At 60.7% G+C, this 24252-nt stretch carries 22 protein-coding genes; 15 read left to right on the forward strand and 7 right to left on the reverse strand.

The genetic code is table 11. The annotated features are described in order from the left end of the window. Positions 1-86: 86 nt before the first annotated feature. Both SBC1_RS04850 and SBC1_RS04855 read right to left on the reverse strand, forming a co-directional pair. Positions 87-350 carry a hypothetical protein gene (locus SBC1_RS04850; RefSeq protein WP_165087864.1) on the reverse strand — a complete coding sequence of 88 codons (264 nt, stop codon included), beginning with the start codon at positions 348-350 and terminating at the stop codon, positions 87-89. Positions 351-480: 130 nt separating this feature from the next. Continuing rightward, positions 481-2157, reverse strand: a complete 1677-nt coding sequence (locus SBC1_RS04855; RefSeq protein WP_165087869.1) for a sensor domain-containing diguanylate cyclase — start codon at positions 2155-2157, stop codon at positions 481-483. 743 nt (positions 2158-2900) lie between these two features. On the opposite strand from SBC1_RS04855, the gene SBC1_RS04860 reads away from it, so the two are divergent. From SBC1_RS04860 to SBC1_RS04870, 3 genes are all read left to right on the forward strand, one after another. Continuing rightward, the gene (locus SBC1_RS04860; RefSeq protein WP_165087872.1) at positions 2901-4700 is read left to right on the forward strand and encodes an ABC transporter permease subunit; all 1800 of its coding nucleotides are present in this window, start codon (positions 2901-2903) and stop codon (positions 4698-4700) included. Between the two features lie 124 nt (positions 4701-4824). Continuing rightward, the gene (locus SBC1_RS04865) at positions 4825-6159 is read left to right on the forward strand and encodes an AAA-associated domain-containing protein (protein WP_165087875.1); all 1335 of its coding nucleotides are present in this window, start codon (positions 4825-4827) and stop codon (positions 6157-6159) included. A gap of 406 nt (positions 6160-6565) precedes the next feature. Beyond that, positions 6566-9988 carry an autotransporter outer membrane beta-barrel domain-containing protein gene (locus SBC1_RS04870; protein ID WP_165087878.1) on the forward strand — a complete coding sequence of 1141 codons (3423 nt, stop codon included), beginning with the start codon at positions 6566-6568 and terminating at the stop codon, positions 9986-9988. A gap of 87 nt (positions 9989-10075) precedes the next feature. Here SBC1_RS04870 and SBC1_RS04875 read toward each other — a convergent pair whose 3' ends face one another. The 3 genes from SBC1_RS04875 to SBC1_RS04885 form a co-directional block, all read right to left on the reverse strand. Further along, entirely contained in the window at positions 10076-10591 is a 516-nt protein-coding gene (locus SBC1_RS04875) for a hypothetical protein (RefSeq protein ID WP_165087882.1), read from the reverse strand. Beyond that, positions 10588-11142 carry a hypothetical protein gene (locus tag SBC1_RS04880; RefSeq protein WP_165087885.1) on the reverse strand — a complete coding sequence of 185 codons (555 nt, stop codon included), beginning with the start codon at positions 11140-11142 and terminating at the stop codon, positions 10588-10590. The genes SBC1_RS04875 and SBC1_RS04880 overlap by 4 nt, the downstream gene beginning before the upstream one ends. Positions 11143-11419: 277 nt before the next feature. Beyond that, positions 11420-12490 carry a sigma-54-dependent Fis family transcriptional regulator gene (locus SBC1_RS04885; protein WP_165087887.1) on the reverse strand — a complete coding sequence of 357 codons (1071 nt, stop codon included), beginning with the start codon at positions 12488-12490 and terminating at the stop codon, positions 11420-11422. Positions 12491-13003: 513 nt separating this feature from the next. Between SBC1_RS04885 and SBC1_RS04890 the strand changes: the two genes are divergently transcribed. The 9 genes from SBC1_RS04890 (at position 13004) to SBC1_RS04930 (ending at position 20155) form a co-directional block, all read left to right on the forward strand. Continuing rightward, a complete protein-coding gene (locus SBC1_RS04890) occupies positions 13004-13336 on the forward strand; it encodes a hypothetical protein (protein ID WP_165087890.1) in 333 nt (110 codons plus the stop codon). Between the two features lie 86 nt (positions 13337-13422). Next, on the forward strand, positions 13423-13740 hold the full coding sequence (locus SBC1_RS04895) for a YqjD family protein (protein ID WP_165087893.1): 318 nt from the start codon (positions 13423-13425) through the stop codon (positions 13738-13740). A gap of 66 nt (positions 13741-13806) precedes the next feature. Next, positions 13807-14067: a hypothetical protein gene (locus SBC1_RS04900; protein WP_165087896.1), complete on the forward strand. Its 261-nt coding sequence runs from the start codon at positions 13807-13809 to the stop codon at positions 14065-14067. Positions 14068-14457: 390 nt separating this feature from the next. Next, positions 14458-15864, forward strand: a complete 1407-nt coding sequence (locus SBC1_RS04905) for a sigma-54 dependent transcriptional regulator (protein WP_165087899.1) — start codon at positions 14458-14460, stop codon at positions 15862-15864. A gap of 382 nt (positions 15865-16246) precedes the next feature. Continuing rightward, positions 16247-16531 carry a hypothetical protein gene (locus SBC1_RS04910; protein WP_370469583.1) on the forward strand — a complete coding sequence of 95 codons (285 nt, stop codon included), beginning with the start codon at positions 16247-16249 and terminating at the stop codon, positions 16529-16531. Positions 16532-16711: 180 nt separating this feature from the next. Then, a complete protein-coding gene (locus SBC1_RS04915) occupies positions 16712-16966 on the forward strand; it encodes a hypothetical protein (RefSeq protein WP_165087902.1) in 255 nt (84 codons plus the stop codon). Between the two features lie 201 nt (positions 16967-17167). Next, positions 17168-18610 carry an alpha,alpha-trehalose-phosphate synthase (UDP-forming) gene (gene otsA, locus SBC1_RS04920; RefSeq protein WP_165087906.1) on the forward strand — a complete coding sequence of 481 codons (1443 nt, stop codon included), beginning with the start codon at positions 17168-17170 and terminating at the stop codon, positions 18608-18610. A gap of 140 nt (positions 18611-18750) precedes the next feature. Beyond that, positions 18751-19101 carry a chemotaxis protein gene (locus tag SBC1_RS04925; RefSeq protein ID WP_165093066.1) on the forward strand — a complete coding sequence of 117 codons (351 nt, stop codon included), beginning with the start codon at positions 18751-18753 and terminating at the stop codon, positions 19099-19101. A 172-nt stretch (positions 19102-19273) separates the two neighbouring features. Beyond that, entirely contained in the window at positions 19274-20155 is an 882-nt protein-coding gene (locus tag SBC1_RS04930) for a YihY/virulence factor BrkB family protein (RefSeq protein WP_241202022.1), read from the forward strand. A gap of 73 nt (positions 20156-20228) precedes the next feature. On the opposite strand, the gene SBC1_RS04935 is transcribed toward SBC1_RS04930, so the two are convergent. Then, positions 20229-21713: an RNA polymerase factor sigma-54 gene (locus tag SBC1_RS04935; RefSeq protein WP_165087910.1), complete on the reverse strand. Its 1485-nt coding sequence runs from the start codon at positions 21711-21713 to the stop codon at positions 20229-20231. A 497-nt stretch (positions 21714-22210) separates the two neighbouring features. Here SBC1_RS04935 and SBC1_RS04940 point away from each other — a divergent pair, with 497 nt between their 5' ends. Beyond that, the gene (locus SBC1_RS04940; RefSeq protein WP_165087913.1) at positions 22211-22543 is read left to right on the forward strand and encodes a BON domain-containing protein; all 333 of its coding nucleotides are present in this window, start codon (positions 22211-22213) and stop codon (positions 22541-22543) included. A 211-nt stretch (positions 22544-22754) separates the two neighbouring features. Further along, entirely contained in the window at positions 22755-23072 is a 318-nt protein-coding gene (locus SBC1_RS04945) for a hypothetical protein (protein ID WP_165085166.1), read from the forward strand. A gap of 216 nt (positions 23073-23288) precedes the next feature. Here the strand turns inward: SBC1_RS04945 and SBC1_RS04950 are convergent, their stop codons facing one another. Beyond that, complete coding sequence (locus tag SBC1_RS04950) at positions 23289-23741, reverse strand: PA2169 family four-helix-bundle protein (RefSeq protein WP_165087918.1); 453 nt, start codon at positions 23739-23741, stop codon at positions 23289-23291. 247 nt (positions 23742-23988) lie between these two features. Between SBC1_RS04950 and SBC1_RS04955 the strand changes: the two genes are divergently transcribed. Beyond that, positions 23989-24237: a hypothetical protein gene (locus SBC1_RS04955; protein ID WP_165087921.1), complete on the forward strand. Its 249-nt coding sequence runs from the start codon at positions 23989-23991 to the stop codon at positions 24235-24237. Positions 24238-24252 lie beyond the last annotated feature (15 nt).

Consider the following 24252-nt stretch of genomic DNA (forward strand, 5'->3'; position numbering starts at 1 on the left):
CGGGCGCGGTGAAAACCCCGCGGCGAAAATCCCACCGCCAGAACCCCGCAGCGCCAGCAAACCCGAGCCTGGCGCCAGGCGACCTCCTAGTCGAACAAGGTATTGAGCGCAGAAGCCGCTTCGCTGTCGACCGTGTTGTACGTCACGGTCGCGGCCTCGAAAATATAGTGTGTGGTGTATTTGCCGAACCGCGCCAGGATTTCCTCCTGGATCACTTCAGGCGCGACATCGAGGCGCAAATACCAGGTAGTCGAAGAGAGCTTCGTCTGGAACGCACCATACTCGGCCAGCAAGTGATCAAACGCTTCAGCGTCCTGATCGCGGCAGACAATGACCAGATTTCCCCTCATGCACCCCTCCTGATAACGGCAGATATCGAACTCGAAGATCGATAATACCTGCTGTCGTGCCGGTGCCGCACCACGCCTTTCAGCCAACGTCTCGCTAAATTGCCGTTTTATCTTCGCTTCTATCTTCGCGTCAGGCCGTTTCGGGGTGCCGCGGCATGGGTGGCCGGGAGTCGGCCGGGCGCACTTCACTGCGATCGCGCCCTCCCGATTTCGCCGCATACAACGCCAGATCTGCGCGCTTGAGCAGGTTCTCAGCGGTGTCGCCGTCGCTCAGTTCCGTGATGCCAATGCTCACGCTCAGCGTGGTGTCGTCGGGGAGATAGGCGCAATGCTCCTGGTTGAAGCGCTTGCGCAGGCGTTCGAGAACCGTGTGGGCATCGGCGAGCGCGGTATGTGGCAGCAGCAGACCAAATTCCTCACCACCCAACCGCCCGACGCCGTCGCTCGCGCGCAGTTGCTCCTCGCACATCCGCACGAAATGTTCGAGCGCGCGGTCGCCGGTTGCATGGCCGAAGCGGTCGTTCACCTGCTTGAAATAGTCAAGATCGGCGATTGCAACTGACAGCGGCCCGCCCGCCGAGCGGGCCAGCTCGACTTCGCGGCGCAGCGTGTCCAGGAAATAACGCCGTGACAGCGCGCCGGTCAACGCGTCGTGCCGGGCTTCGGCGGACAGCAGCGTGTTGGCCGACTGCAACTGGTTGGCCAGATGGCGAGTGGCGCGGTGCAGCCGCCGTTCGCGCAGATATGACACAGTGATCACAATGGCCAGCAGGCTCACGCCGAGCGCCGTCAGGAACACCAGCAGCCGGTCACGACGTTGATTGCTCACAATTTCCGCCCAGTTCGGCAGCGGATGGACAATGTGCGCGGCAAGCCCTGAGTTCAGACCGGTGCGTTCGTCGTAGAGAGAGGGCGTGTTGCTGTCGCCGGAGGAGAAAAAAGAGCGCGCGAGCGAAGGGGGCAGCCAAGGCGCGTCCGCCCGCACGCGTTCGCCGATGTTGGTCAGCTGCAGCGCACGGAAATCGACCCGCCGATACGCGTCCAGCCGCTCCGATCGAGACATCCGCAGCACGGGCGAATCGGGCATGACACGGTTCTCGAGTTGGCTTTCGTGCGCCATGACGATCACGCCGTTGCTGTCGGTAACAAATGTGCCCTCGCGCGCCACCCAGTGGCGCAAGCGGTCGACGCTCACTTTCGCGATCACCGCGCCTACCAGGAGGCCGTCGTGATACACCGGCGTGGCGATGAAAATGCCGGGATCGCCGCTCATCCGGCCGACGCCGTACGTTTCGTTGAACGCGCCGAGCAGCGCTTTCTGGATATAAGCGCGCATGCGCATGTCGGTGCCAACGAAGCTGTTCGAGTCGATGCCATTGCTCGATGCCACGCAAAATCCGTCGCTATTGACGACCCACACATAGTCGAGGCCCGTGAAGCCGCGGGCGTTGCGCAGGAAGTTGTCGAGTTTGGCGAGCGCCGGCACGGCGAGCCACTTTGCTCGCCGCTCAGGCTCGGTTTGCCTGATTTCTTCAGGGGAACTGTGGGATTGGGCGAGCGCCAGCTGGATCATGTCCATTTCGGCGATAGTGGCCGGAATCGCCCGGGACATGGCGAGGTCGCTGGCAATGATCTGCGCGGTGTTGTCGACGATCGACGCAGCCATTTGCTGCTCCACGCGTACCGACGTGGCCAGTTCTTGCTGTACCATTCGGTCCGACACCATCCCGGCGGCAACCCAGCACACGCATGCGAGCAACGCGAAGGCGAGCGTCGCTATGGCGCGGTGAAAGGTTGTCTTGTTCATCGATCCTCTGGCCTGTCTGACTGTGGCGCGAGATTGTGACAACCCGCGCAACGAGCATGTTATGAGTGTTTTACCGGCATGTGAGCATCTTACCGGGCGCAGCCGCGCGCACATCGGTAGTTCGCCCAAGTGCCATTGCTGAAGGCCGGAACCGGCGTCAGCGGCACCTCATGCTTTGCTCGTTCGCGTTGGGGTTGTCCTGCAGTCCTTTTTTGCTCAGGCTCGCTCCGGTTCACTCACTCGGCCCGCGCCCCTGCGCCTTGATTGGACGACGTTTTCTCCCGGCCATCAAGTTCTTATCGGCACGAGTGCGAGTTTCTGAACCGCGTGTTTTCGTTCGCCAGGGTTAGCCGTTTAGGCCGTAGGCGACATTGGGCGTGATGGCTCCAGAAAACAAGCAACAGACACGCTGGCCGAGGTTGTGCGTGAAACAAAGGTTGGTGTAGTGTCGTGCGTTTCTGAAATGGTCAAGTTGTATGGCGGCCGGGGCAATCGAGTGCGCAATGGCACCGGACCATGCGCCGGTGCTTGCCCGAAACGCGCAGAATTCCGCCGCTTGGTGTTGAGAGGGAAGGGAGGCGTGGTCAGGCCGCACCGACGCTTGGCAGGCTTGGCAGAAGCGGACAGAGGGAAGAGCGGCGTAGCCGCTTGAAAATAAGAACACAGGCAAGAACACAGGCGCCGGACGTTGCCTCGCGCGACGAAACGCTTGCTGCAACGAGCCTCAACGGGAAGGGCGTGGAATGGATTTTGGCTTTAACCTGACTCGAACGGCGAACGCTTCGGCGTTGCGTTTGTTGCCTAATCGATGGGACTTCGTCGCGTTCCCGCTGATTATCTGCGTGCTCGCGCTCACCGTGGTCGGCTTTCACGAGACGCTCGCGCCCATCTCGACACTGCAAACCCAGGCTATCTCGCTCGATCCGGCGAACCTTCCCGAATACGCGCTGCGCACCACCTTGCGCATGCTCGCGGCCATGGTCGCCTCACTGGTCTTCACACTGATCTACGGCACGCTTGCGGCGAAGAGCCGGCGGGCGTCCGTCGTGCTCGTGCCGATCCTGGATATTCTCCAGTCGGTGCCCGTGCTCGGTTATATCTCGTTCACGGTCACGTTCTTTCTCGCGTTGTTTCCGGGTCGCGTGTTCGGCGCCGAGCTGGCGGCGATCTTCGCCATTTTTACGAGCCAGGCGTGGAACATGACGTTCAGCTTCTATCAGTCGCTGCGCACCGTGCCGCGCGATCTCGATGAAGTCTCGCGCGGTTTCCACCTGACCAACTGGCAGCGCTTCTGGAAGCTCGAAGTGCCGTTCTCCATGCCCGGCCTCATCTGGAACATGATGATGTCGATGTCAGGCGGCTGGTTCTTCGTGGTCGCCTCCGAAGCTATCGTGGTCGGTAACCGCACCATCGTGCTGCCGGGTATTGGCGCCTATCTGGCAACTGCTATTGGCGAGCGCAATCTTGGCGCGATCGGCTGGGTGATCCTGGCAATGACTGTTGTGATCCTCGCCTACGATCAGCTCATGTTCCGTCCGCTGGTCGCCTGGGCCGACAAATTCCGCATGGAAAACACGAGTTCGGGCAACGTGCCGGAGTCGTGGCTGCTCGACCTGATTCGCCGCACTCGCCTGATTCACCAGTTGCTCGTGCCGGCGGGATGGATGATCGGCAAGATGGCGCGGGTGCCGTTGAAGCTGCCCTCGCTGCAAGGCCGCCTGCCGAAATTCCCGGCATTCCCGATAGGCGCGTTGGGCGGGTCGACGTCCAGGGCGCGCACCCAGTCCCGCAATCCGTCCCGTGTCGGCGATATCGCGTGGGCGATCATCGTTCTCGCGCTGACGGTGTTCCTGGTGTGGAAAGTGACGGTTTTCGTGAGCACCGGCGTGACGTGGGGCGAAGTCTGGCACGTCTTCTGGCTCGGCTTGATCACGTTGTTTCGCGTGATGCTGCTGATCGCGCTTGCTTCGGTGATCTGGGTTCCGGTCGGGGTGTTGATCGGGCTGCGACCCGCATTGGCCAGCAAGATCCAGCCGCTCGCGCAGTTCCTGGCCGCGTTCCCGGCGAACCTGCTGTTCCCGGTGTTTGTCGTGGTGATCGTGAAGTTCAACCTGAACCCGGATATCTGGCTCTCGCCGCTGATCGTGCTCGGCACGCAGTGGTATATCCTCTTCAACGTGATTGCCGGGGCGACGTCGTATCCGAACGATTACCGTGAAGCGGCCACCAATTTCCAGATCAAAGGCTGGCAGTGGTGGCGCCAGGCCATCCTGCCGGGCATTTTCCCGTACTACGTCACTGGTGCGATCACCGCATCGGGCGGGGCGTGGAATGCGAGCATCGTGGCGGAAGCGGTGTCGTGGGGGAATACGAAGATCGTGGCGCACGGGCTTGGCGCGTATATAGCGGAAAGCACGACCAACGGCGACTATCCGAAAATCATTCTCGGTATTGCCGTAATGTCGCTGTTCGTCACACTCTTTAACCGGCTCTTGTGGCGCCCGTTGTTCGCTTATGCCGAAGCGCGGCTGAGGCTGGACTGAGTTTGAAGCCTGAATATGCAGCCGGTCATCGGACCGGCAATTTGCCGCACACCGCCCCTGACTGAACTGCCGCCTCCAGCGGCCGTACTATTAAATTCCTGTAATCAGCAACGCGCGAGCGCCTATGTCAACGCAGACCAATACGACTACCCAAACGCCGCCGATCCCACCGCGTCTCGGCGAGGAAATCCTGCGCGTCGACAACATCAGTCGCGGCTTCAACAAGACGCAGGGTGAACTACTTGTTCTCGAAGACGTGAACCTGACGCTCAACGCAGGCGAGATCGTCGGGTTGCTGGGCCGTTCCGGTTCCGGCAAGTCGACGCTGCTGCGGATCATCGCCGGGCTGATCGAGCCAACAGGCGGTCAGGTCACTTATCTGAACGAGCCGTTGCACGGCCCGGCGAAAGGCGTGGCCATGGTCTTCCAGACCTTCGCGCTGTTTCCATGGCTGACTGTGCTGCAGAACGTGGAAGCGGGACTCGAGGCGCAGGGCGTGCCGGCAAAGGTGCGGCGCGAGCGGGCGCTGGCAGCCATCGATCTGATCGGCCTGGACGGTTTCGAGAACGCGTATCCGCGTGAGTTGTCGGGCGGGATGCGCCAGCGCGTGGGGTTTGCGCGCGCTTTGGTTGTCGACCCCACGCTCTTGCTGATGGACGAGCCCTTCTCCGCGCTCGACGTGCTGACGGCCGAGAACTTGCGTACCGACCTGCTCGATCTCTGGACGCAGGGCAAGATGCCGATCAAGTCCGTGCTGATCGTGACGCACAATATTGAGGAAGCGGTGTTCATGTGCGACCGGATCCTGGTGCTGTCGTCCAATCCGGGGCGAGTGATCGCAGAAATCAAGGTTCCGTTCAAACATCCGCGCAATCGGCTCGACCCCGCGTTCCGCCGCTTGGTCGACGATATCTACGCCAAGATGACCGCGCGTCAACTTGACGAAGGAAAGAAGAAGGGCCTGGAACTGAGCAGCTGGCTGCCGCAGGTCTCGACCAACCTGATGGCCGGTCTGATCGAAACGTTGGCCGCCGATCCATACCACGGCCGCGCCGATATGCCGGAGATCGCGCGTTCGCTGCATCTGGAAGTGGATGATCTGTTTCCGGTGGCCGAAGTGCTGCAGCATCTGGGTTTCGCCGATGTGCGCGAGGGCGACATCTTCCTGACTCCGCCGGCCCGCGTGTTCGCCGAGTTCGGAACGCAGGAACGCAAGATGATGTTCGCGGAGCATTTGCTGCGGCACGTGCCGCTCGCCGCACGGATCAAGAAGGTGCTGAACGAGCGGCCGGGGCATCGTGCGCCGCGCGTGCGCTTCGAGCAGGAGCTGGAGGATTTTCTCTCCGATAAAGCCGCCGAGGAAACACTGGACGCGGTGATCAACTGGGGCCGTTACGGCGAGATTTTCTCGTACAACGACCAGACCGAGATTTTCAGCCTGGAAGACGTCGAGTCCTGATGCGCGGAGAGTGAAGAAAGTGTGAAGGGCGCTGACCGGCGCAAAAAAAACGCGGCTGATCCGGAAACGGACGCCGCGTTTTTTGCATTATGTGCGTGATGTTTTACTCATCGATCGGCGGCTTGATTTTGCTTATCGAGCGTTTTCGAAGCGGAAAGAACTTGATTGCCAACGACCTTGAAAACGTCTGGCGCGGTTATTTCAGGGAAAGCTGAAAGCCCCGCCCATTAAGGCTCCCAGCGATTCAATGAGCCCTTTCCGGAACACTTTTCGCAAGATTGCATCTGCGTAAATCGTGCATTACCCTTCGAGTCCCTCGCCTGGCCACTCGCGTGCAGATAGTTTTGCATGCAGTAAGCGCGACCGGGCAAACGCTTCAGTCAACCTGAAACGTGGAGACAAGAAGATGCGCCGAACGCGCCTGTCGTTGCCGTCCATGCTGGCGTCTCGAACATGTGTGCTATCGCGGCTGTCGATTGGCATGGCGTGCCTGTTGCGCGCTCCGTCCACACTCGCCGTTTGCGACAACCTCGCGCCTGCGAGCGGAGAAACCGCCACGTGCAACGCCAATGCGCCCAATCCTTCTACGCTGCCCGTCGTGGCCGTCGCGGGCAGTACCGGTGTCACGGTCCTCATGCTGCCAGGCGCCGGCATCAGCGTGAACAACAGCAGTGGCATCGTTATCCGCGATTCGAGCACTGTACAGAACTTCGGCACGATCCAAAACACCGCCGACTCATTCGATGGCATCACCTCCGCGGGCAGCGCATCCGGCTTCGGGCATAACTCCGTGACCAATGGAGGTTCGATTCATACGGCCGGCGCGGCGTCGGAAGGCATATACAACGGCTCGGCAGCGGTCACGATGGTGAATACGGCGAGCGGCGTTATTGGCACGAGCGGGACGGGGTCGGCGGCCATGCTCGACTTGTCCGCAGCCGGCGGCGGCAAGCTGACCAACCATGGCTCGCTTACCACGTCCGGAGACGACTCTTATGGCATGGCCGCCGAAACTTCTGGCGACGCGCTCGTCAACGGCGGCACGATTACAACCACAGGCGTTCGGTCGTATGGTCTGTTCGCGAACGGGGGGGCGGCCGGACCAGGCAACACAACGCTGACAAATAACGGTTTCATCGATGTCTCCGGATCGAACGCGCACGGCATTGTGTCCCTCGATGCTTCGGCGGGGCTCGTCACGAACACCGGTTCGATCATCGCGCATGGAGCGAGCGGACTCGGCGCGTTTTTCGCGCAGGGGGTGACCTTGAACAACACCACCGGCGCTCGGATCGTAAGCGAGCAGGACAACGCCATCGACGCCAACGGCGGTGGCACGTTCACCAACGCCGGGACCATATCGGGCGCGAACGAGGGGCTGTCCATCGCCGGCGGCGGCGCACTGATTGTGAACAGCGGGGTGATTCAGGGCGGGACTAATCTCGCCATCTCCACTATCGGCCCGTACGCCATCACCATCACGAATACCGGCCAGATCGCGAGTGCGGGCGGCGTGGCCGTGTGGACCGATACCGGCGTGAACACCTTCAACATGAATGGCGGCACGGTCACCGGACTGATCCGTCAAGGCACCGGCATCAATACGTTTGTCATGCAGGCGGGGCAGGTCGATTCCGTGGATCAGGGCGGCCCCCAGCCACGCTTCACGCTGAATGGCGGGCGCGTGACGGGAGGGCTGACGAACGGCGGTGCGGTCACGATCACGGGCGGGCGCATTGGCAGCGTGGCGCTGACGGCAGCTCAGAACACCTTCACCATGTCAGGCGGGCAGATCGATACGAACCTGACGGCCGGCTCCGGTGATACCAATTTCAAGCTCTCGGGTGGCGCGATAGGCGGCGCGGTCACGCTTGGTAACGGCGCGAACACTATCGCGGTCACGGGGGGATCGATCGCGCAGGGCCTCGCGTCGGGCAATGGCGCCACGACCTTCGGATGGCTGGGGGGCGGTCTCATTGGCGGGACGGTGTCGTTCGGAGCGGGCGGGGTGGTCGCCACTTTGTCGAATTTGAGTGACGCTAACCTCGCTGGGTTATCGGCATTCGATGGGGGTACCGGTCAAAATGCGCTGACGTTTGACCATACGCAAACCGGCGGCATTGGCCGTTTTGTGAGCTGGGACAGCATCGCGTTGACGAACGGCAGCAGGCTTTCGCTCGATAATCACGGCGTGGCACTGGGCAATGCGGCGGCGCAAACGGGCCTATTCGATATCGATTCGACCAGCACGCTTGCTTGGAACGGTGGTGGCGAATCGGCAATCACGACGACCGCGCACGGGGGCCGCGTGATCTTGAGCAACGCGGGCACGATTGATCTGACTGGCGGCGCGGGCCAGCGCAACACGTTGGTGGTCGGCGGCGACTATGTCGGTCATGGGGGGCAATTGCTGGTGCAGAGCGTGCTCGGCACGGATAGCTCGCCGAGCGGAAAACTGGTGATTTCGCAGGGTGCGGCGACGGGCAATACCTCGATCGGGGTAACGAACGCCAGTGGCTCGGGTGCGCTGACTTTGGCAGATGGAATCATGGTCGTGCAGGCAGTTCAGGGCGGGACGACGGCACCGACCGCGTTTTCATTGGCGAATCCGGTCAAGGCAGGGGCGTACACGTACTACCTGTTTCGAGGCGGCGTTGCAGCGGGGACGGAGGATAACTGGTATTTGCGATCGAGCATCACGCCACCACCGCCGCCACCCGTGACACCGCCACCCGTGACACCGCCACCCGTGACACCGCCGCCCGTGACACCACCGCCCGTGACACCACCGCCCGTGTCACCACCGCCCGTGTCACCGCCGCCCGTGACGCCGCCACCCCCCGTGTCGCCACCGCTGCAGGCGGACCCGACGCCACTCTATCGAATTGAGGTACCGATCTATGCAGAGGTTTCATCGCTGACGCGCGAACTCGGCATACAGCAGATCGGCACTTTTCAAGACCGCGCGGGCGACCAATCGCAGTTGAACGAGACGGGTGCGCTGCGTGCGGCGTGGAGCCGTGTCTGGGGCAACCGGACGATCACGAGCAGCGACACAGGCGTCGATCCGCATTTCAACGGCGCGATCGGGGGTATGCAAATTGGTCAGGATGTCTATGCCAACACCACCGCCGACGGGCATCGGGACCACTATGGATTTCTGCTCGGCGTGGCGCGCGCGTCAGGCGATGTGAGCGGTTTCGCGCTCGGCATGCCGGCCGTGCAGGCGGGCAGCCTGAGTATCGATGCCGGGAGCGTAGGCGCTTACTGGACGCATATTGGCGCCGGTGGCTGGTACACCGATACCGTTGTGATCGGGAGCACATTGACGATCAAACCGTCGTCGAACGACGGCGTCAGCACGACCACGCATGGCCGGTCGATAGCGGGATCCATCGAGGCCGGTTTGCCGTTCCCCTTGGCGGCAGGACTGAGCATCGAACCGCAGGCGCAGGTGATCTGGCAGCACACGGGCATCGATGATCTCAACGATGGCATTTCGAGCGTCGCCTTCACTAACCCCAACGCCGTCGCAGCCCGCCTCGGCGTGCGGTTGACCGGGCGGATGCAGGCACTGGGCGCGACCTGGCAACCGTACGCACGCGTGAATCTCTGGCGCTACTTCAGTGCCACGAGCCATGTGACGTTCGACGGTACGACCGACATCCCGGCGCAGTCATCGGCGACGATCGCCGATATTGCAGCCGGCGTCGCCGTGAACCTGAGTGCGCGGGGCAGCGTCTTCCTGAGCGTGCATTACGCGACGAACGCAAGCGGCGCGCGCCGCGAGACGCTAGGTGGCGACGCCACCGTGCGCTGGCGATGGTGAAGCGCCTTTGAGCATCGATGAACAGGCTTCGCACATCGAGCTGAGAATCCTGCGGCGGCTAACGGCTAACGGCTAGCGGCTACCGGACTACTGCAGATTGCCCCAGCGAGCGACCGCCGGTTCTGCCGATGCCCACTTCCAGCCGCTGCTATTGTCATTGCCCTTGCAGGCCTGCGCGAGGAACCATTCCTGATGCGCATCTGGCTTGTCGCTGTCCGCGACTGAGAACGCGAACTCCCGGCAAGTCGCCAGCGCGCTGCTGAACTCACGCAATACGCGCACGTCGCCGTGGCCGTTCTCCACCGGCAGCGTGTGTTTGACCCGCCACGGTTTCGTATCGCCGATAGGGAGATCGCCCGCGGTCGTCGCAATGGCGATCTGCTGATCGCTGTGCAGGCGTTTCATCAGGCGATTGACGGCTTCGTCGGTGGCAGCCTGGACCGCGATGCCCACGCCGAAACCAATCGCCGGGTTGCTGGTGACCGCGCCTGTGGATACACCCGCGACCGCGCCGGCCGCAGCCCCAATGGACGAGCAGCCGCTTACGAGAACGCAGCTCGCGGCAACGCTTGCTGCGAGCATCAAACCGAGACCGGGCTTCATTGCAGCGCACCCCAACGCGGCGTAGCGGGTTCCGCCGACGCCCACTTCCAGACCTGGCCGTCACGGCAGATGGACGCAACGTAGAAACCACTTTCCGCCGGATGATCCTTGGTGGCATCGGTATCGACGGAGAATACGATCTCCTTGCAGTCGAGCGTCCCTGTGCTGATGGTCCGGCTCACTGTCACGCGGCCTTTCTCGTCCGGCTCGATGGGCACGCTATGCACCGCCGCCCAAGAAGCCACGCCGCCGACGGCAAGCGGGCCAGCAGCCCCGGCGATCCTGTCTTGCGTATAGGTGTGCATCACGCGCTCGCTGTACTGCACGCCGGCCTTGGCGGCAGCAACGGCACCAAGGCCAATGCCGGTTGCCACCGCGGCATTCCGGGTCACGCTGCTCGCTATCGCGGCACCGCCAACACCGGCGCCTGCCACGGCGGTTTCGGTATATAAGGAGCTACACCCTGAAAGGGTGGCGCATGCGAGTGCTCCAATCAGGAGCGATGCCAGTGCGACGGCGTGGGGGGGACGCCGGTGAATCGTTTTCTGCATGGTGCTGTACCTTCCTCGCCTTTCTTTATTCTTTCGATAACGTCGACCGGCTTGCTAGTGCGTGCACTGAAGGAACACTAAGCAATCGGAGCGCCCGCGCATTTTGAAGGACGCAGCGAAATGAAGGGCAAAGAAATTTGCAAGAAATTGCAAATGCGGGGAACGTGGTGCAGGAAATGAAAATCTGTCGTGACAATCTACGTCTTGATGAGTCGATGAGTCGCATCAGGACCCATCGACTTCACTGACTTCATCGACATCACGGACGTAGGGCGATCTAGCTTTCCGCGCCTGTCGACGTTGACGATTCCCCGTCACCGCTTTCGTTCTCATAAGTGCCGAGGCGGTTGTACAGCGTCTTGAGGCTCACGCCGAGCGCCTTGGCGGCGCGACGCTTGTCTCCCCCGCAATGCTTGAGCGTGCCGAGGATGATTTGTTTCTGAGCGTCGGCGAGCGGCGTGCCGACCCACACGCTCATGGCGTCGCCTTGCGTAACCGGCTTCTTGACTCGCGACGCCAGGTGCGGATGCGCGATCTCCACTGTCTTCTCAGCCAGGATGAACGCGCGATACACGGTGTTCTTCAACTCGCGCACATTGCCCGGCCATGAGTACGTGCGCAGCATGTCGAGCGCGCGTTTGCTGAAAGACTTGTTCGTCCCTTCTTGCGCGTTCATCTCGGAGAGGAAGTGCTGCGCGAGAAATTCGCGATCGGTATCGCGTTCACGCAGAGGTGGCGCGCGCAGGGGAAACACAGCGAGCCGATACATCAGGTCCTCGCGCAAGCCGTTCTCCTTGACCGCCACAATAGGATCGCGATTGGTCGCCGCGATCACGCGGACATCGGAGTGAATCAGGTCATTGCCGCCCACGCGAAAGAACGTGCCTGTTTCCAGTGCACGCAGCAACTTGACTTGTCGAACCGGTGACATCTCGGTTACTTCGTCGAGGAACAGCGTGCCGCCGTTTGCGTGCTCGAAGTATCCGAGACGTCCCTGCACGGCGCCCGTGAAGCTGCCTTTCTCGTGTCCGAAGAGTTCAGGTTCGATGAGGTTATCGGGGATCGCGCCGCAATTCACGGCGACGAACGGGGCGTTGCGGCGAGCGCTCTGATCGTGGATCGTGCGGGCAATCAGTTCCTTGCCCGTCCCCGATTCACCGATGATCAACGCGGTGGCATCCGTTGCGGCCACGCGTTCGATCTGCGAGTAGAGCTCCATCATCACGGGCGATGAACCGTACAGAAGTCCGTACGATTTCAGACCGGCAATTTCACCTGCGTTGCGTTTTTTTTGCGATGGCGTGTCGCCGGAGGCGACCGCCGGCGAGTCCAGATCGATTGACGCCATGAGTCTTTTGTCCTGCAAATGTTATTCGGGCGACAGCTCGGCCATTGGGGAACGACGAGGCGACGCCGGAGGCCGAGGCGGTCACCGCCAGTCAGATGGCAGGCCCGTTGTGACTGCCGCTCGGGTGGGCGAAGCATCGTTCGACGGGCACCGGCTCCATCATTTACGGAACCCGTGCTTGCATGCGGCTTATCTCATAAACCGTATTTAACCATCCGTAACGACCTAGGGGCAATGTGCTTTGCATGGGCTTTGTCCTTTGCAACGCAATTAGCTACATCAATCTCCACATGAATTGAAAACGCTGGACGCGAGCCGGAAAGCTTCACCGGCATCAGCTGAAAATTGCCGGTGCCTGACGTAATTGTTACGCGTTTGACGCGGCCACGAGCTGTCGGGCCTGCACGCAATCGACGATCATTGCCATAACGGCATGCACCTTGACCGGGATGGCACGAAATCTGCGGCTACGGTGGCATCTGCAATTGAAAGGCCGGTTTCCGGCACGACGCCATGGAAGATTCCCTTCATTTCGACATTCCCGCGCAACCGCGCGTGCGCCCTGTCCGCCGGGCTCGCGCGCCGCAGCGCGCGGCCGAGCGTCCGGAACTACTGGCGGCGGAACCGATCAACCTTTATCACTGGGCCGCCGTCGCGCTGGTGACTGCGCTGATGTGCGTGGTCATGGCTTGCGCTGCCGGCACGCCGACGCTCGCGCGGGCAGCGAGCGTCACGAGTGTGGTGTTTGCCGCACTCGGTGGCATGCTTGTGCTTGGCGCCATGCTGCGCGCAATGCGACTGCGGCGTTCGACATACCAGGCGCCGCTCAATACGCGAGCGTCGTGATGCGAACGCAGAAGTCACCACGTTCAGCGGCACATTTATCAGACGTATCAGTCGCATCAGATACTAATGGCAAGGGGTTTCATAACATGAGTCAAACCACAGTCCAGATGTCCTTGGGCAAGCAAAAGATCATCGAAGACATCAAGGTCTTGCTGAACGATTCGGAAGAACTCGTGCGGCTGAGCGCGTCGTTGCCCGCAGAAGGCGTGGACGCTCTGCGCACGCGTTTGCGGGACCACGTCGATGCAGCGCGCAACGCGCTTGAATCAGCGCAATCCAGTGCGCAGGAGCGGTATCGCGCCAGTCTGGAAGGCACGGTGCAATACACGCGCGACAACCCGTGGCAGGCGCTGGGCATTGCGGCGGGGATCGGCTTTTTGGCAGGCATCCTGGTTTCGCGATAACCGATCACCAATGATCATCACTCACCGCTCTATCTCTATATAACCGCGACAAACGGAGGAATCACAATGGCACGACCCAAACTCGGCCTGTTCGGTGCGTTGTTCGCGATAGGCAGTGTCCTGGCCTGGCGATGGGCGCAAGCACAACGCGACGCTTCAAAACGGGGTGTGCGTGAACTCCACCGTTGGGAAGACGAGGGCGGCAAAGTCGTCACGCCTGCGAGCGCCTCAAGCGTCACGCCCACGGCGCCGGTGAAGCCAGCGAACGGCCTGGGCAACGGTGCGCTTGGCGGCACGCCGGAAGCATGGAATTTCCCTCATAGCTGATATAGAGGTTAGTTTGCCGGATCAATTGCGTCGGCTTAACCGAGTCGGCTTAACACCCGGCCCACTCGGCCACTCGGCCACTCGGCCGGCGCGACAGATCCATGTGGTCAGCGGACTATTCGAAACGCACGCCCCCGGCGTGCGTTTCATCTTGATAAAGCCTTATAATCGGCTGACCCACAGTAATAAGTTCGCTATATGGCAATAATTGCGCGATGCAGTCAGGCGCCATCGGCGAAACCGGAAAGACTTTCATCTTTCGGCGTACTTGAGTTTCTCTCGGTGCGCAATCGGCCTGGCGGCGGACTGCTCTCATAGCACCGTCCCAGAGACCTCCACGACGCTTTCTGCGCCGTGTGACCCTCAACGCTTTGGATAAATTCGAGACGCATGCCACACGTATTGATTGTCGATGACGATCCCAGTACCCGCGAGGCGCTAGCCGCGATCATCGGCGAAGATGGACTGACGACAGCAACAGCGGGCGATCTGCGCGAAGCGCGGATTCAGCTTGTGCGCCAGACGCCGGACGTCATATTTACTGACCTCAAGTTGCCCGATGGTTTGGGGGTCGATCTGTTCGAGGATCTCGATCCCCGATCCGGCGTGGAAATCATCGTCATCACCGGGCACGCAACGGTGGAGTCGGCGGTCAGTGCGCTCAAGATGGGCGCAACCGATTACCTCGTCAAACCAATCAACATGCAGCGCGTCAAGGCGATCTTGAGCCGCCTGCCGCGTCCTGGCGACCTCAAGGCCGAGATTGGCACGTTGCGTGGCGAATTGCGCCGCATGGGCCGCTTTGGCCTGATGCTCGGCAATTCGCCCGCGATGCAAACGGTCTACGACCAGATCGGCCGGGTGGCGCCTACGGCGGCGTCGGTGTTGCTGATCGGTGAATCGGGTACCGGCAAGGAAGTCGCCGCGCAGACGCTTCACGAGTTGAGCCTGCGCCGCAAACATTCTTTCATCGCGGTGAACTGCGGCGCGATCTCGCCGAACCTGATCGAATCCGAGATGTTCGGGCATGAGCGCGGTTCGTTCACGGGTGCGGATCGTCAGCACAAGGGTTACTTCGAACGCGCGAACGGCGGGACGCTGTTCCTCGATGAAATCACCGAGATGCCGATCGAATTGCAGGTGAAGCTCCTGCGCGTGCTCGAGACCGGCATGTTCATGCGGGTAGGTACAACGAAAGAACTCGAGACCGACGTACGCCTGATTGCTGCCACCAATCGTGATCCGGAACAGGCAGTTCTCGAAGGCAAGCTGCGGCTCGACTTGTATCACCGGCTCAACGTGTTCCCGATCAACCTGCCGCCCTTGCGTGATCGCGGTACGGACGTGGACTTGCTCGGCCAGGCGTTCCTCGACGAGCTCAATTCACGCTACAACACCAAGAAGACGTTTCCGGCTGCCGTGCGCGACATGCTTGCGTCGTATCCGTGGCCGGGTAATGTGCGCGAGCTGAAGAACTACGTGCAGCGCGCGTACATCATGTCAGGCGCCGAGTCGGATAGCACCGCGACTGTGCCGCTGCAGATCTCGCTGGCGAAGCCATCGGCGGGAACGGCTGTCACAATTCCATTCGGCACCTCGCTTGCCGAAGCGGATCGCCAGTTGATCCTCGCCACGCTCGACCAATGCGGCGGCGTGAAGACACGTGCAGCGGAGATTCTTGGCATCAGCCTGAAGACGCTCTACAACCGGCTGGTTGAATATGGCGACGACGCCGCGAACAAAGCGGCAATAAGCGAAGCCAGCGAAGTAGGTGATGCCGACGCGGGCCGCCGCTAGGTTTCAGCCGTCATTGTTTCAGCGGTCATCGCCAGCGAAGTGGCTGGCAACGGCCTTGTAGTGGCCCGGTAACGCGCGTTGAATGGCGCGTTGACTGAGTCAAACGCCCGTCTCATTGGGACTTCGAAAGATGTCCGCTTTGGACGGGCGATTTTCGTTGGTGCATGCGAACGCTGCGCCGATAATGTCAGAGAAGCCTCGTGGGTTGAATGCGCAAGGCACTTGAACCCGGGGCATGGCCCTTGCTGCGACTAAATGGCTTGGCTCATGAGCGGTCCGGTACCTTTGGCCGCAAGAGTCCGAGCTCGAGAGTCCTTGGCCGGATCGGCCGCTGCGCGCGATCCGAACGAGTGTCATCATCACAAGATCCAGGGAGTCCGCCATGACCGATCTCGCCTCGCTTCAACGCCAATCCCGGAGTTTGCTGCACACATGGCAGGTGTTGCGTGTCTCACGATCGACGCAGTTGATGCCGGTCCACGCTCAGACACCGCAGCCGCCTGACCCGCCGTTTAATCCCGACACGCCGCCGTCGCCATCGCCGCAAGAACCCCCGGACACGATTCCCGATCCCACGCGCGAGCCGCCGTCACCGCCGAGTCAGCCGATCGGCGATCCGCCTCCGGGACCGAACGAAACGCCGCATGTCTCGGACACGCTGCATTGAAACCGCTGGTTAGCAGAGGCAGTGAACATATTTCATCGTCGCTGTAGGCATTACAACGCGTTAGGCAAGAATGACCGGATATGAGTATTGAGTCTGGTTGTTCTTGCTGGATTTGGTTGGTATTTGGTTGGTAATGCGCCGCCGAACACTTCTCCGACGGCCTTCTTTCTGGAGGCACCCATGAGACACCCCGCACTCCGGCGTTCAGCACGCCATTCATCGAAGCGTGACGCGCGGCCCGATCCAGCCAAAATCATTCAACCTGAAGCCAGTGCTGTTCCGGGCGATCCGGCCAACCTGCAACCGTCGCATGATCCTGCCTCGCAGAACCGCCCGGCACCGGGTGTACCGCCAGACGGCGATCATAACCAGGGCGGTATTCGGAAGGAGGGACTCGATTACCAGCGGGATCTTGGGTCGGAACAAGACGCCTGAATCGGGCTTGATGCAGTCGGATTGTGCAAGCGCGCCACCATGGAAATCTTCTGCGCGGCGCGTGATGGCCGCGTGTTTTTGTTCGTCTGTCACATTTATACACAATTTTTATTTTCCAAATTGTAAAAAGGGCACGTGTCTTGCATTGCTATATCGATCATTTCGAACGAGCAACGAGACAACTGATGAGGTGAAGCAGTAATGAGCAGATTGATCGTGGTATCGAATCGTGTCGCGCCGATCCAGGAGGGCAAACCTGCCGCAGGCGGTTTGGCGATCGGTGTCCTGGACGCGCTGAAGGAGACAGGCGGTGTGTGGTTCGGCTGGAGCGGCGAGATTGTGGGTGAGGCCTCGGCGCCGGTCATCGAGAAGCGTGGCAACGTGACGTATGCAACCGTTGGACTGACCCGGCGGGATTACGACCAGTACTACCGAGGCTTTTCCAATGCCACGTTGTGGCCGACATTTCATTACCGCAACGACCTGTCGCGATTTGACCGTGAGGAATATGCCGGTTACGCGCGGGTGAACGAGGCGCTGGCTAAACAGCTCAAGCCGCTGCTCGAACCCGACGACATCATCTGGGTGCATGACTATCATTTGCTTCCGTTCGCGCAGGAATGCCGGGCGGCGGGCATCAAGAATCCTATCGGGTTTTTCCTGCATATCCCGTTTCCCGTGCCTGAGATCCTGCGCACGGTGCCCCCGCACGAAGAACTGATCAAGGCGATGTGCAGCTACGACATCGTCGGTTTCCAGACCGAGGCGGACAAGCAGTCGTTTGTCGATTACATCGAGCGCGGGCAGTTGGGGCATCTCAGTGAAGACGGGATGCTGCAGGCACATGGGCGCATGTTGAAGGTCGGGGCCTATCCCATCGGCATTTATCCGGACGCCATTGCCAAGGCCGCCGAGCAATTTTCGAATCGCAAGCCGGTAAAGAGCCTGCGCGACAGTCTGCGCGGCCGCAAGTTGATCATGAGCGTGGACCGGCTCGATTATTCGAAAGGGCTTGCCGAGCGTTTCCAGGCATTCGAACGTTTGTTGCTGCACGCGCCGGGGTGGCATGGGCGGGTATCGATGGTGCAGATTGCCCCGCCAACCCGTTCGGACGTCCAGACGTACCAGCGCATCCGCCAGAACCTGGAAGGCGAGGCCGGGCGCATCAACGGCCGTTTTGCGCAACTCGACTGGACGCCGATCCAGTATCTCAACCGCAAGTACGATCGTAGTTTGCTGATGGCGCTGTTCCGGTTGTCGCAGGTTGGGTATGTGACGCCGTTGCGCGATGGGATGAATCTCGTGGCGAAGGAATATGTGGCGTCGCAGGACCCGGCCGACCCGGGCGCGCTCGTGCTGTCGCAGTTTGCTGGCGCGGCGGATCAGCTGCCGGGCGCGCTGGTCGTCAATCCGTTCGACCTGTCACAGATGTCCGAGGCATTGGAGCGGGCGTTGTCGATGCCCCTCGCCGAGCGGCAGGCACGCCATACGGACATGATGGCGCCGTTGCGCGAGAACAATCTATCGGTGTGGCGCGACTCGTTCCTGACCGATTTGCGCAGCGTGGCAACCGCTGCGTCGGCTACAAAGAAAGCGGTGCGGCAAGTGACGGAGGCGAAACGCCCGGCGCGCGTAGCGAGCTAGGTGCAGCGTTAAGTATCGAGTTAAAGACGTAAGACAGTTCCAGCCCCGCGCCGATAAAACCGTCGCGGGGCTTTTTGTTGGTGAAGTCGGTCAGGGCGGAACGGGACTTGCGGCGCAGAGGAGACGTTCATCAGGAGGTGATCATGAGTGGAAGCACATTGGACCCGGATGAAGAGGGTGGCGTGGAGGTAGGTAAGGGACATGGGACTGGCGCGTTGGGGCCGAGCGATTCATCGGATAGCGGCTCGGATGTGCAGGGCGAGAAGCGTTATCCGGGCGATATCGAGGACGAGCTCGACGCGCACGCCGTGGGCCAGTCCGCAGCCGAGCTGAACAGCGACACGGACCGGTATGGAACGGGGGAGATGGCGTCTGCCGATGGTGACAACAATCTCGAACCCGACTCGGACATCCTGCCGGACGGCGTGGAAGACGAGGCGCGCGCGATAGACGACGAAACCGCCGACCCGGCCAACAACGAAGAACTTTAGCGAGCGCTGCGAAACGGCGCGCCCGTCCGGGCGCGCCGTTTTATGCTCAAGAAAAATAATAAGAAATACTAAGCAAATAAACAAAAGCGCCAGCACCGATTTTGGCGGCAGCAGCTAAATTTCAAATCCGCGCTACCATCGCAAAAAGCAAAACTTGCGGGAGCGCCCAGCCTTGAACACAGCAGCAAAAGACCAAAGACTCAAGTCTTTCTGGTCCTGGATCCAGGATCCGATCGTCCAATGGTCACAAGATCACGGCCTGATGTTTTCGGCGGCGATCGCGTTTTTTGCGGCTTTCTCGCTGGCGCCGACGCTGGTGATCATCATCGCGGTGGCGAGCATCTTCTTCGGCGCCGATGCGGTCCAGGGTCGTCTGTTCGGCGAAATCGCCGGGATAGTGGGCGCCGACGCCGCGCACGGCCTGGAAGCCATTGTCGCCAACGCCTGGCATGCGGACATTGCGACGCGCACGGCAATTGTGTCGGGGGTGGGCGTGCTGGTCGGAGCCTCGGCGACCTTTTCGTCGCTTTACACAGCGCTCAATGTGATCTGGCCCGCGCCCGTCGCGGGCACTCGGGCCAGCATCATCGCCATTTTGCGGGTCCGCGCGATTTCCTTCGCGTTCGTCCTGGGCGCAGCCTTGCTGATTGTTGCGTTGCTCGTACTCGACGCCCTCGTCGTCCTGGTCGGTCAATGGGTGCTGGGCACGAGCGGGCCGTCCTTCCTGATCGCGGCGGTAGCGCAGCGAGCCCTGTCCCTGCTGATGATGGTGCTGGCGTTCGCCGTCCTGCTCAAATTCCTGCCCAGCGCGCGCATGCAGTGGCGCGACGCCGCGCTCGGCGCGTTGACCGCCGCCGTGTTGTTCGAGTGCGGCAAACGGCTATTTGCTTTCTATCTGCAGCACGCGGGCATGGCGAATACGTTCGGTGCGGCGGGCTCACTCGCGATCATCCTGATGTGGCTTTATTACTCGGCGGCGGTGTTCCTGCTCGGCGCTGAGGTGTCGGCAATGGTCGCGCGCAGACGCACGCAACGAGCCTCCGGCTGGCGATAAAAAACGCCCCTTGAAATATTCGAGGGGCGTTTTTTTCAACCTGTTTTCCAGCCTGCAAGCCGGATCGTCTACTTCAACCGCGACGCAACTCCGCTGGTGGCACCTTCATCAAATGGCGATACTTCGCCACGGTCCGGCGCGCCACGATCACGCCCTGATCTGCAAGCATTTTGGCGAGGCTGACATCGGATAGCGGATCGCTGCTGCTCTCCTTCGCAATCATTTCCTTCAGGAGTGCACGGACCGCCGCAGCCGAGCAGGTACCACCACTTTCTGTGCTGAGTTCGCGCGGGAAGAAGTGCTTGAACTCGAAGATGCCGCGCGGCGTGGACATGTACTTGTTGCCCGTCGCGCGCGAGATGGTCGACTCGTGGAGTTCGAGTTCGTCGGCGACATCGCGCAGCACCAGCGGTTTCAACGCGATTTCCCCGTAGTCGAAGAACGCCTTCTGATGCGTCACGATGCATTCCGCCACGCGCTGGATCGTCGTGAAGCGTTGCTGGGCGTTGCGAATCAGCCAGCGTGCTTCCTGCAATTGTTGGGCGAGCGGCGAGCGGCTCGCTCCGGCCGACTGCGCGAACAGCTCGGCATACATGCGATGTATGCGCGCGCGGGGCAACACGGCGGGGTTGATCGTCACGACCCAGTTCTTCTTTACCTGGCGCACGATCACGTCGGGCACCACATAGTTGTCTTCCGCCGCGCCATAGTTCGCGCCTGGCTTGGGGTCGAGCTTGCGTACAAGAGCACACGCAATGCGCAGTTCTTCCGCGCTGCAGCCAATTTTCTTCTGCAACTCGGCTTGCTCGCGGCGCGCGAGCCGCTCGAGGTGATGCGTGACAATGGCAAGTGCGACTTCGCGTCCCGGCGTTTCCGGCTCAAGCGCGTCGAGTTGCAGCGACAAACATTCGGACAAGTTACGCGCGCCCAGACCAGGTTTGTCGAGCGATTGCACGAGTTTCAAAGCGATATTCAGCTCACCCTCCGACAACGGCGGCTCTATATCCACAAGCTCCGACAGCTCCTGCAGATCCTGACGCAGATACCCGTCATCATCGAGTGCTTCGATGATGAGCTGCGCCACTGCGCGGTCACGATCGTTGATGGGATAGAGCCGCAGCGTGTCGTGCAGGGTTTCATGCAGCGAGGGTTCTATGCGGACCCAGTCGGCCGGGTCGGAGCCTTCGCCATCGCCGTTATTACGCGTCGATGTCCGGCCGAACGGATCGGATGAAAACTCGTTCATCGAATCTTCATGCGACTGAGAGTCGTTGCTGTCCGATGTGTCGGCGTTGCTCTCGGCGCTCATGGGGGCATCGACGGGCGTGTTGTGATCGGTGGCCGCAGGCGTGTCACCCATGGAGTTGCCGTTGTCGGTCGACAGCGCATTGTCTTCTGCTTGCGTCTCGTCGTACTCGAGGAACGGGTTCGTATCGAGCGCGTTGCGCAATTCCTGTTGAAACTCGAGCGACGAAAGTTGCAGCAGACGAACCGATTGCTGAAGGCGCGGTGTGAGCGCAAGACTTTGCTTGGTGCGTAGTTCGAGGGAAGGCGGCATTGCGTGTTGTTCCTCAATGTTTGGACTTTCGTGGGTCCTTAAGAGCAACAGTCGTGCCATGCGCATTGCAGAGCGCGTTAGCGCTAGGTTTTAATGCGATTTTCATTCGCTGGGGGCATACCCGGGCGTTCGATCGGCCGGCAAATGCGCGCACTTTTTACACGCGCACGGGCAAAAGCACTGCGGATGCGAAGAGGCGCCTCAGGTCTCGCGTCGCAGGTAAACATCGCATGGACAAAACAGCGGACAAGCGGTGCGGCGCATGGTTTCAACGAGAGATCAACGTTACAAGTGCGATTGTCGCGGACGGGTCCGGCACGTTCTTTGCGAATGAGCTGGTACTACTCGCGGGGTCTTGGCGCCGCGGGTATGAAAAGGGGTATGAAAGCGAGCAGGGCTTTGCAGCAAAGATGCTGCGGCCGTACGAGGCGGCCTACGCTCAAATAACACAGCGGCAACGCCGCAGTTTTTTTAAACCAACTAGAAGGAGAGTTACGATGAAATCGACCCAATTCCTGAAGGCAGCCGGCGGTATCGCGTGTGTCGTGTTTGCGCTTAACGTCAGCGCACAAACCGCTACGACGTCGACAGGCGCCTCCACGTCGATTGGTACAAAGGTCGATGACTCGGCAATTACGACCAAGGTCAAGGCGGAATTGCTGGGTGCAAAGAACGTGAAGTCCATGCATATCCACGTGAAGACGCGTGCTGGCGTTGTGTCGCTGACGGGTACGGTGCCCTCGGCTGAAGACAAGAGCGGCGCGGAAGATGTGGTGTCGAAGGTGGACGGCGTGGCGTCAGTGCGCAACCACCTGAAGATTGTAGAGTAAGAGCGGGTAAGCGTTGTAGCAAAACGGGCGGCGTGCTCGCTGCTCGTTTTGTTTTTATCTGGCTGGTAGTTGTGCGGTCGTATGAAGTAATTAATAAGAAGTCCGAATAAGAAGTCCGAATATATTTAATCTGGATGTATCCCATCACTCATAACGGAGCTGGTCTTCGCCCAATCGCGATGAACCAGTTCCTCAGGGAAAGGAGATTTTCATGAACCACACGAAAAAATTTGCTTTGCTCGGCGCGCTGGCTCTTACGCTCTCAGGACCGGTATTGGCGCAATCCGCCGGAGGCTCGTCAGGCGGACCGACGGCCGGCGCAGGCGCGAGCGAAGTAGGTGGGCACGCTGCTGCTACCGCAGCACCCACGGAAGGCGGCATGGCAGCTTCCGGGAGCATGGGCATGAGCAAGAAGGGTACGCACGCGACCACTATGCACAAGCAAAACAAGGCAATGCATGCCCGGGGCGCGTCGGCTGCGGCGGCGGCATCGGCGATGGGCACCAACGACAAGGGTTCACCGCAGTAAAACGTCGCAGTAAAACGCGTTACCTATTTGCGAGTAGATGTGACAAGAACCCGCCGGCTGCGGCAGCCGGCGGGTTTTTTCTGGTTTCTGTCGATGCTTTCATAGCCGCGAAAATCAATATGGATAACGAATCGTTTTGGAATTCATAGGCGCGAATGTAAAAAAAGCCGGCGAGCCTTTCGGCGTGCCGGCTTGATTTTGGCATACGACCAGTGATTACGGTTTGGCAGCCGCGTATTGGTCGCGCAGATCGCGAATGCGGTCGTGATTTTCGATTACGCCCTGGTATTGGCGCTCTACCACGGCACGCACATCTGCCGGCAATTCCTTGTCTAGCGCGTTACGATAGTTTTTCTTCGCAACGTCTTCGCCGCGCTCGCATTCTTCGAGGATCGCGTGATCGCTACGATGAGTCACGGCCGACTTGATATCCACCCAGCCGCGGTGTATCGCTCCACCCACCGTGCCGCCGGTTTCCGGCTTTCCACCCAGCCGCTGGACGACGTCCTGCAACTCGTGCGCACCGCGTGCACAGTCCTCGGCACGGCCTGTAAACAGTTGCTTCAGGGTCGCGTCCTTGGTGTCTTCAGCGGCCTTCCGGAAGCCCTTCTCGCCGTCCTTCGACGTTTCAACCAGATCGTTCAGTACCGATACGATATTAGTGCTCATATGAACCTCCTTTGAGTAATCGAAGATGGCCCGCGGTCCTCTGCTTCCCCGGATCGCGGTCCAAGGGATAGACGCAACGGCTGTGCCCGATACTCGCGGTTCGATGCCGGGATGCGGGTAGTTTTGGGTTAGCGGCCGGTCATCAATATTCCCAACCGCCCCTTAGAAACAGAGCCAATGCGTGGCACGCGCTTTGCTCTAAGAGTTTTGCTCTAAGAATTGCCAAAAATCGAATGTCGGAGAAGCAATGGCCATTAGTACCCGCGAGTTTCTTGTGTTCGTTGCAATCGTCACATCCGCGATCGTGCTGGAAGTACGCCAGCATGGTACCGATGAAAATCTCGCGGCCGTGCATACGCAATCGACCCACGAAGGGCTGTGCAACCCAGAGGCGTCAGCATTGAAGAACGGCCCCCCGCACCCGAGTTGCGAACCGGCGAACGACGTGCAAAGCACCGGTGCCCAGCCGAGAGCGCGGGTTCAATTGTGGGTGTAAGGGTGGATGCAATTC

Origin of the sequence: Caballeronia sp. SBC1, assembly GCF_011493005.1 — a bacterium.
Taxonomy (GTDB): domain Bacteria; phylum Pseudomonadota; class Gammaproteobacteria; order Burkholderiales; family Burkholderiaceae; genus Caballeronia.

What these genes read in the sequence shown, in the direction of transcription:
- SBC1_RS04885 (WP_165087887.1), bottom strand. Translation starts at nt 12,490, where the DNA reads ATGGCGTCAATCGATCTGGACTCGCCGGCGGTCGCCTCCGGCGACACG.
- SBC1_RS04870 (WP_165087878.1), top strand. Translation starts at nt 6,566, where the DNA reads ATGCGCCGAACGCGCCTGTCGTTGCCGTCCATGCTGGCGTCTCGAACA.
- SBC1_RS04855 (WP_165087869.1), bottom strand. Translation starts at nt 2,157, where the DNA reads ATGAACAAGACAACCTTTCACCGCGCCATAGCGACGCTCGCCTTCGCG.
- SBC1_RS04860 (WP_165087872.1), top strand. Translation starts at nt 2,901, where the DNA reads ATGGATTTTGGCTTTAACCTGACTCGAACGGCGAACGCTTCGGCGTTG.
- otsA (WP_165087906.1), top strand. Translation starts at nt 17,168, where the DNA reads ATGAGCAGATTGATCGTGGTATCGAATCGTGTCGCGCCGATCCAGGAG.
- SBC1_RS04850 (WP_165087864.1), bottom strand. Translation starts at nt 350, where the DNA reads ATGAGGGGAAATCTGGTCATTGTCTGCCGCGATCAGGACGCTGAAGCG.
- SBC1_RS04895 (WP_165087893.1), top strand. Translation starts at nt 13,423, where the DNA reads ATGAGTCAAACCACAGTCCAGATGTCCTTGGGCAAGCAAAAGATCATC.
- SBC1_RS04900 (WP_165087896.1), top strand. Translation starts at nt 13,807, where the DNA reads ATGGCACGACCCAAACTCGGCCTGTTCGGTGCGTTGTTCGCGATAGGC.
- SBC1_RS04940 (WP_165087913.1), top strand. Translation starts at nt 22,211, where the DNA reads ATGAAATCGACCCAATTCCTGAAGGCAGCCGGCGGTATCGCGTGTGTC.
- SBC1_RS04955 (WP_165087921.1), top strand. Translation starts at nt 23,989, where the DNA reads ATGGCCATTAGTACCCGCGAGTTTCTTGTGTTCGTTGCAATCGTCACA.
- SBC1_RS04935 (WP_165087910.1), bottom strand. Translation starts at nt 21,713, where the DNA reads ATGCCGCCTTCCCTCGAACTACGCACCAAGCAAAGTCTTGCGCTCACA.
- SBC1_RS04915 (WP_165087902.1), top strand. Translation starts at nt 16,712, where the DNA reads ATGAGACACCCCGCACTCCGGCGTTCAGCACGCCATTCATCGAAGCGT.
- SBC1_RS04905 (WP_165087899.1), top strand. Translation starts at nt 14,458, where the DNA reads ATGCCACACGTATTGATTGTCGATGACGATCCCAGTACCCGCGAGGCG.
- SBC1_RS04880 (WP_165087885.1), bottom strand. Translation starts at nt 11,142, where the DNA reads ATGCAGAAAACGATTCACCGGCGTCCCCCCCACGCCGTCGCACTGGCA.
- SBC1_RS04945 (WP_165085166.1), top strand. Translation starts at nt 22,755, where the DNA reads ATGAACCACACGAAAAAATTTGCTTTGCTCGGCGCGCTGGCTCTTACG.
- SBC1_RS04890 (WP_165087890.1), top strand. Translation starts at nt 13,004, where the DNA reads ATGGAAGATTCCCTTCATTTCGACATTCCCGCGCAACCGCGCGTGCGC.
- SBC1_RS04950 (WP_165087918.1), bottom strand. Translation starts at nt 23,741, where the DNA reads ATGAGCACTAATATCGTATCGGTACTGAACGATCTGGTTGAAACGTCG.
- SBC1_RS04865 (WP_165087875.1), top strand. Translation starts at nt 4,825, where the DNA reads ATGTCAACGCAGACCAATACGACTACCCAAACGCCGCCGATCCCACCG.
- SBC1_RS04875 (WP_165087882.1), bottom strand. Translation starts at nt 10,591, where the DNA reads ATGAAGCCCGGTCTCGGTTTGATGCTCGCAGCAAGCGTTGCCGCGAGC.
- SBC1_RS04910 (WP_370469583.1), top strand. Translation starts at nt 16,247, where the DNA reads ATGACCGATCTCGCCTCGCTTCAACGCCAATCCCGGAGTTTGCTGCAC.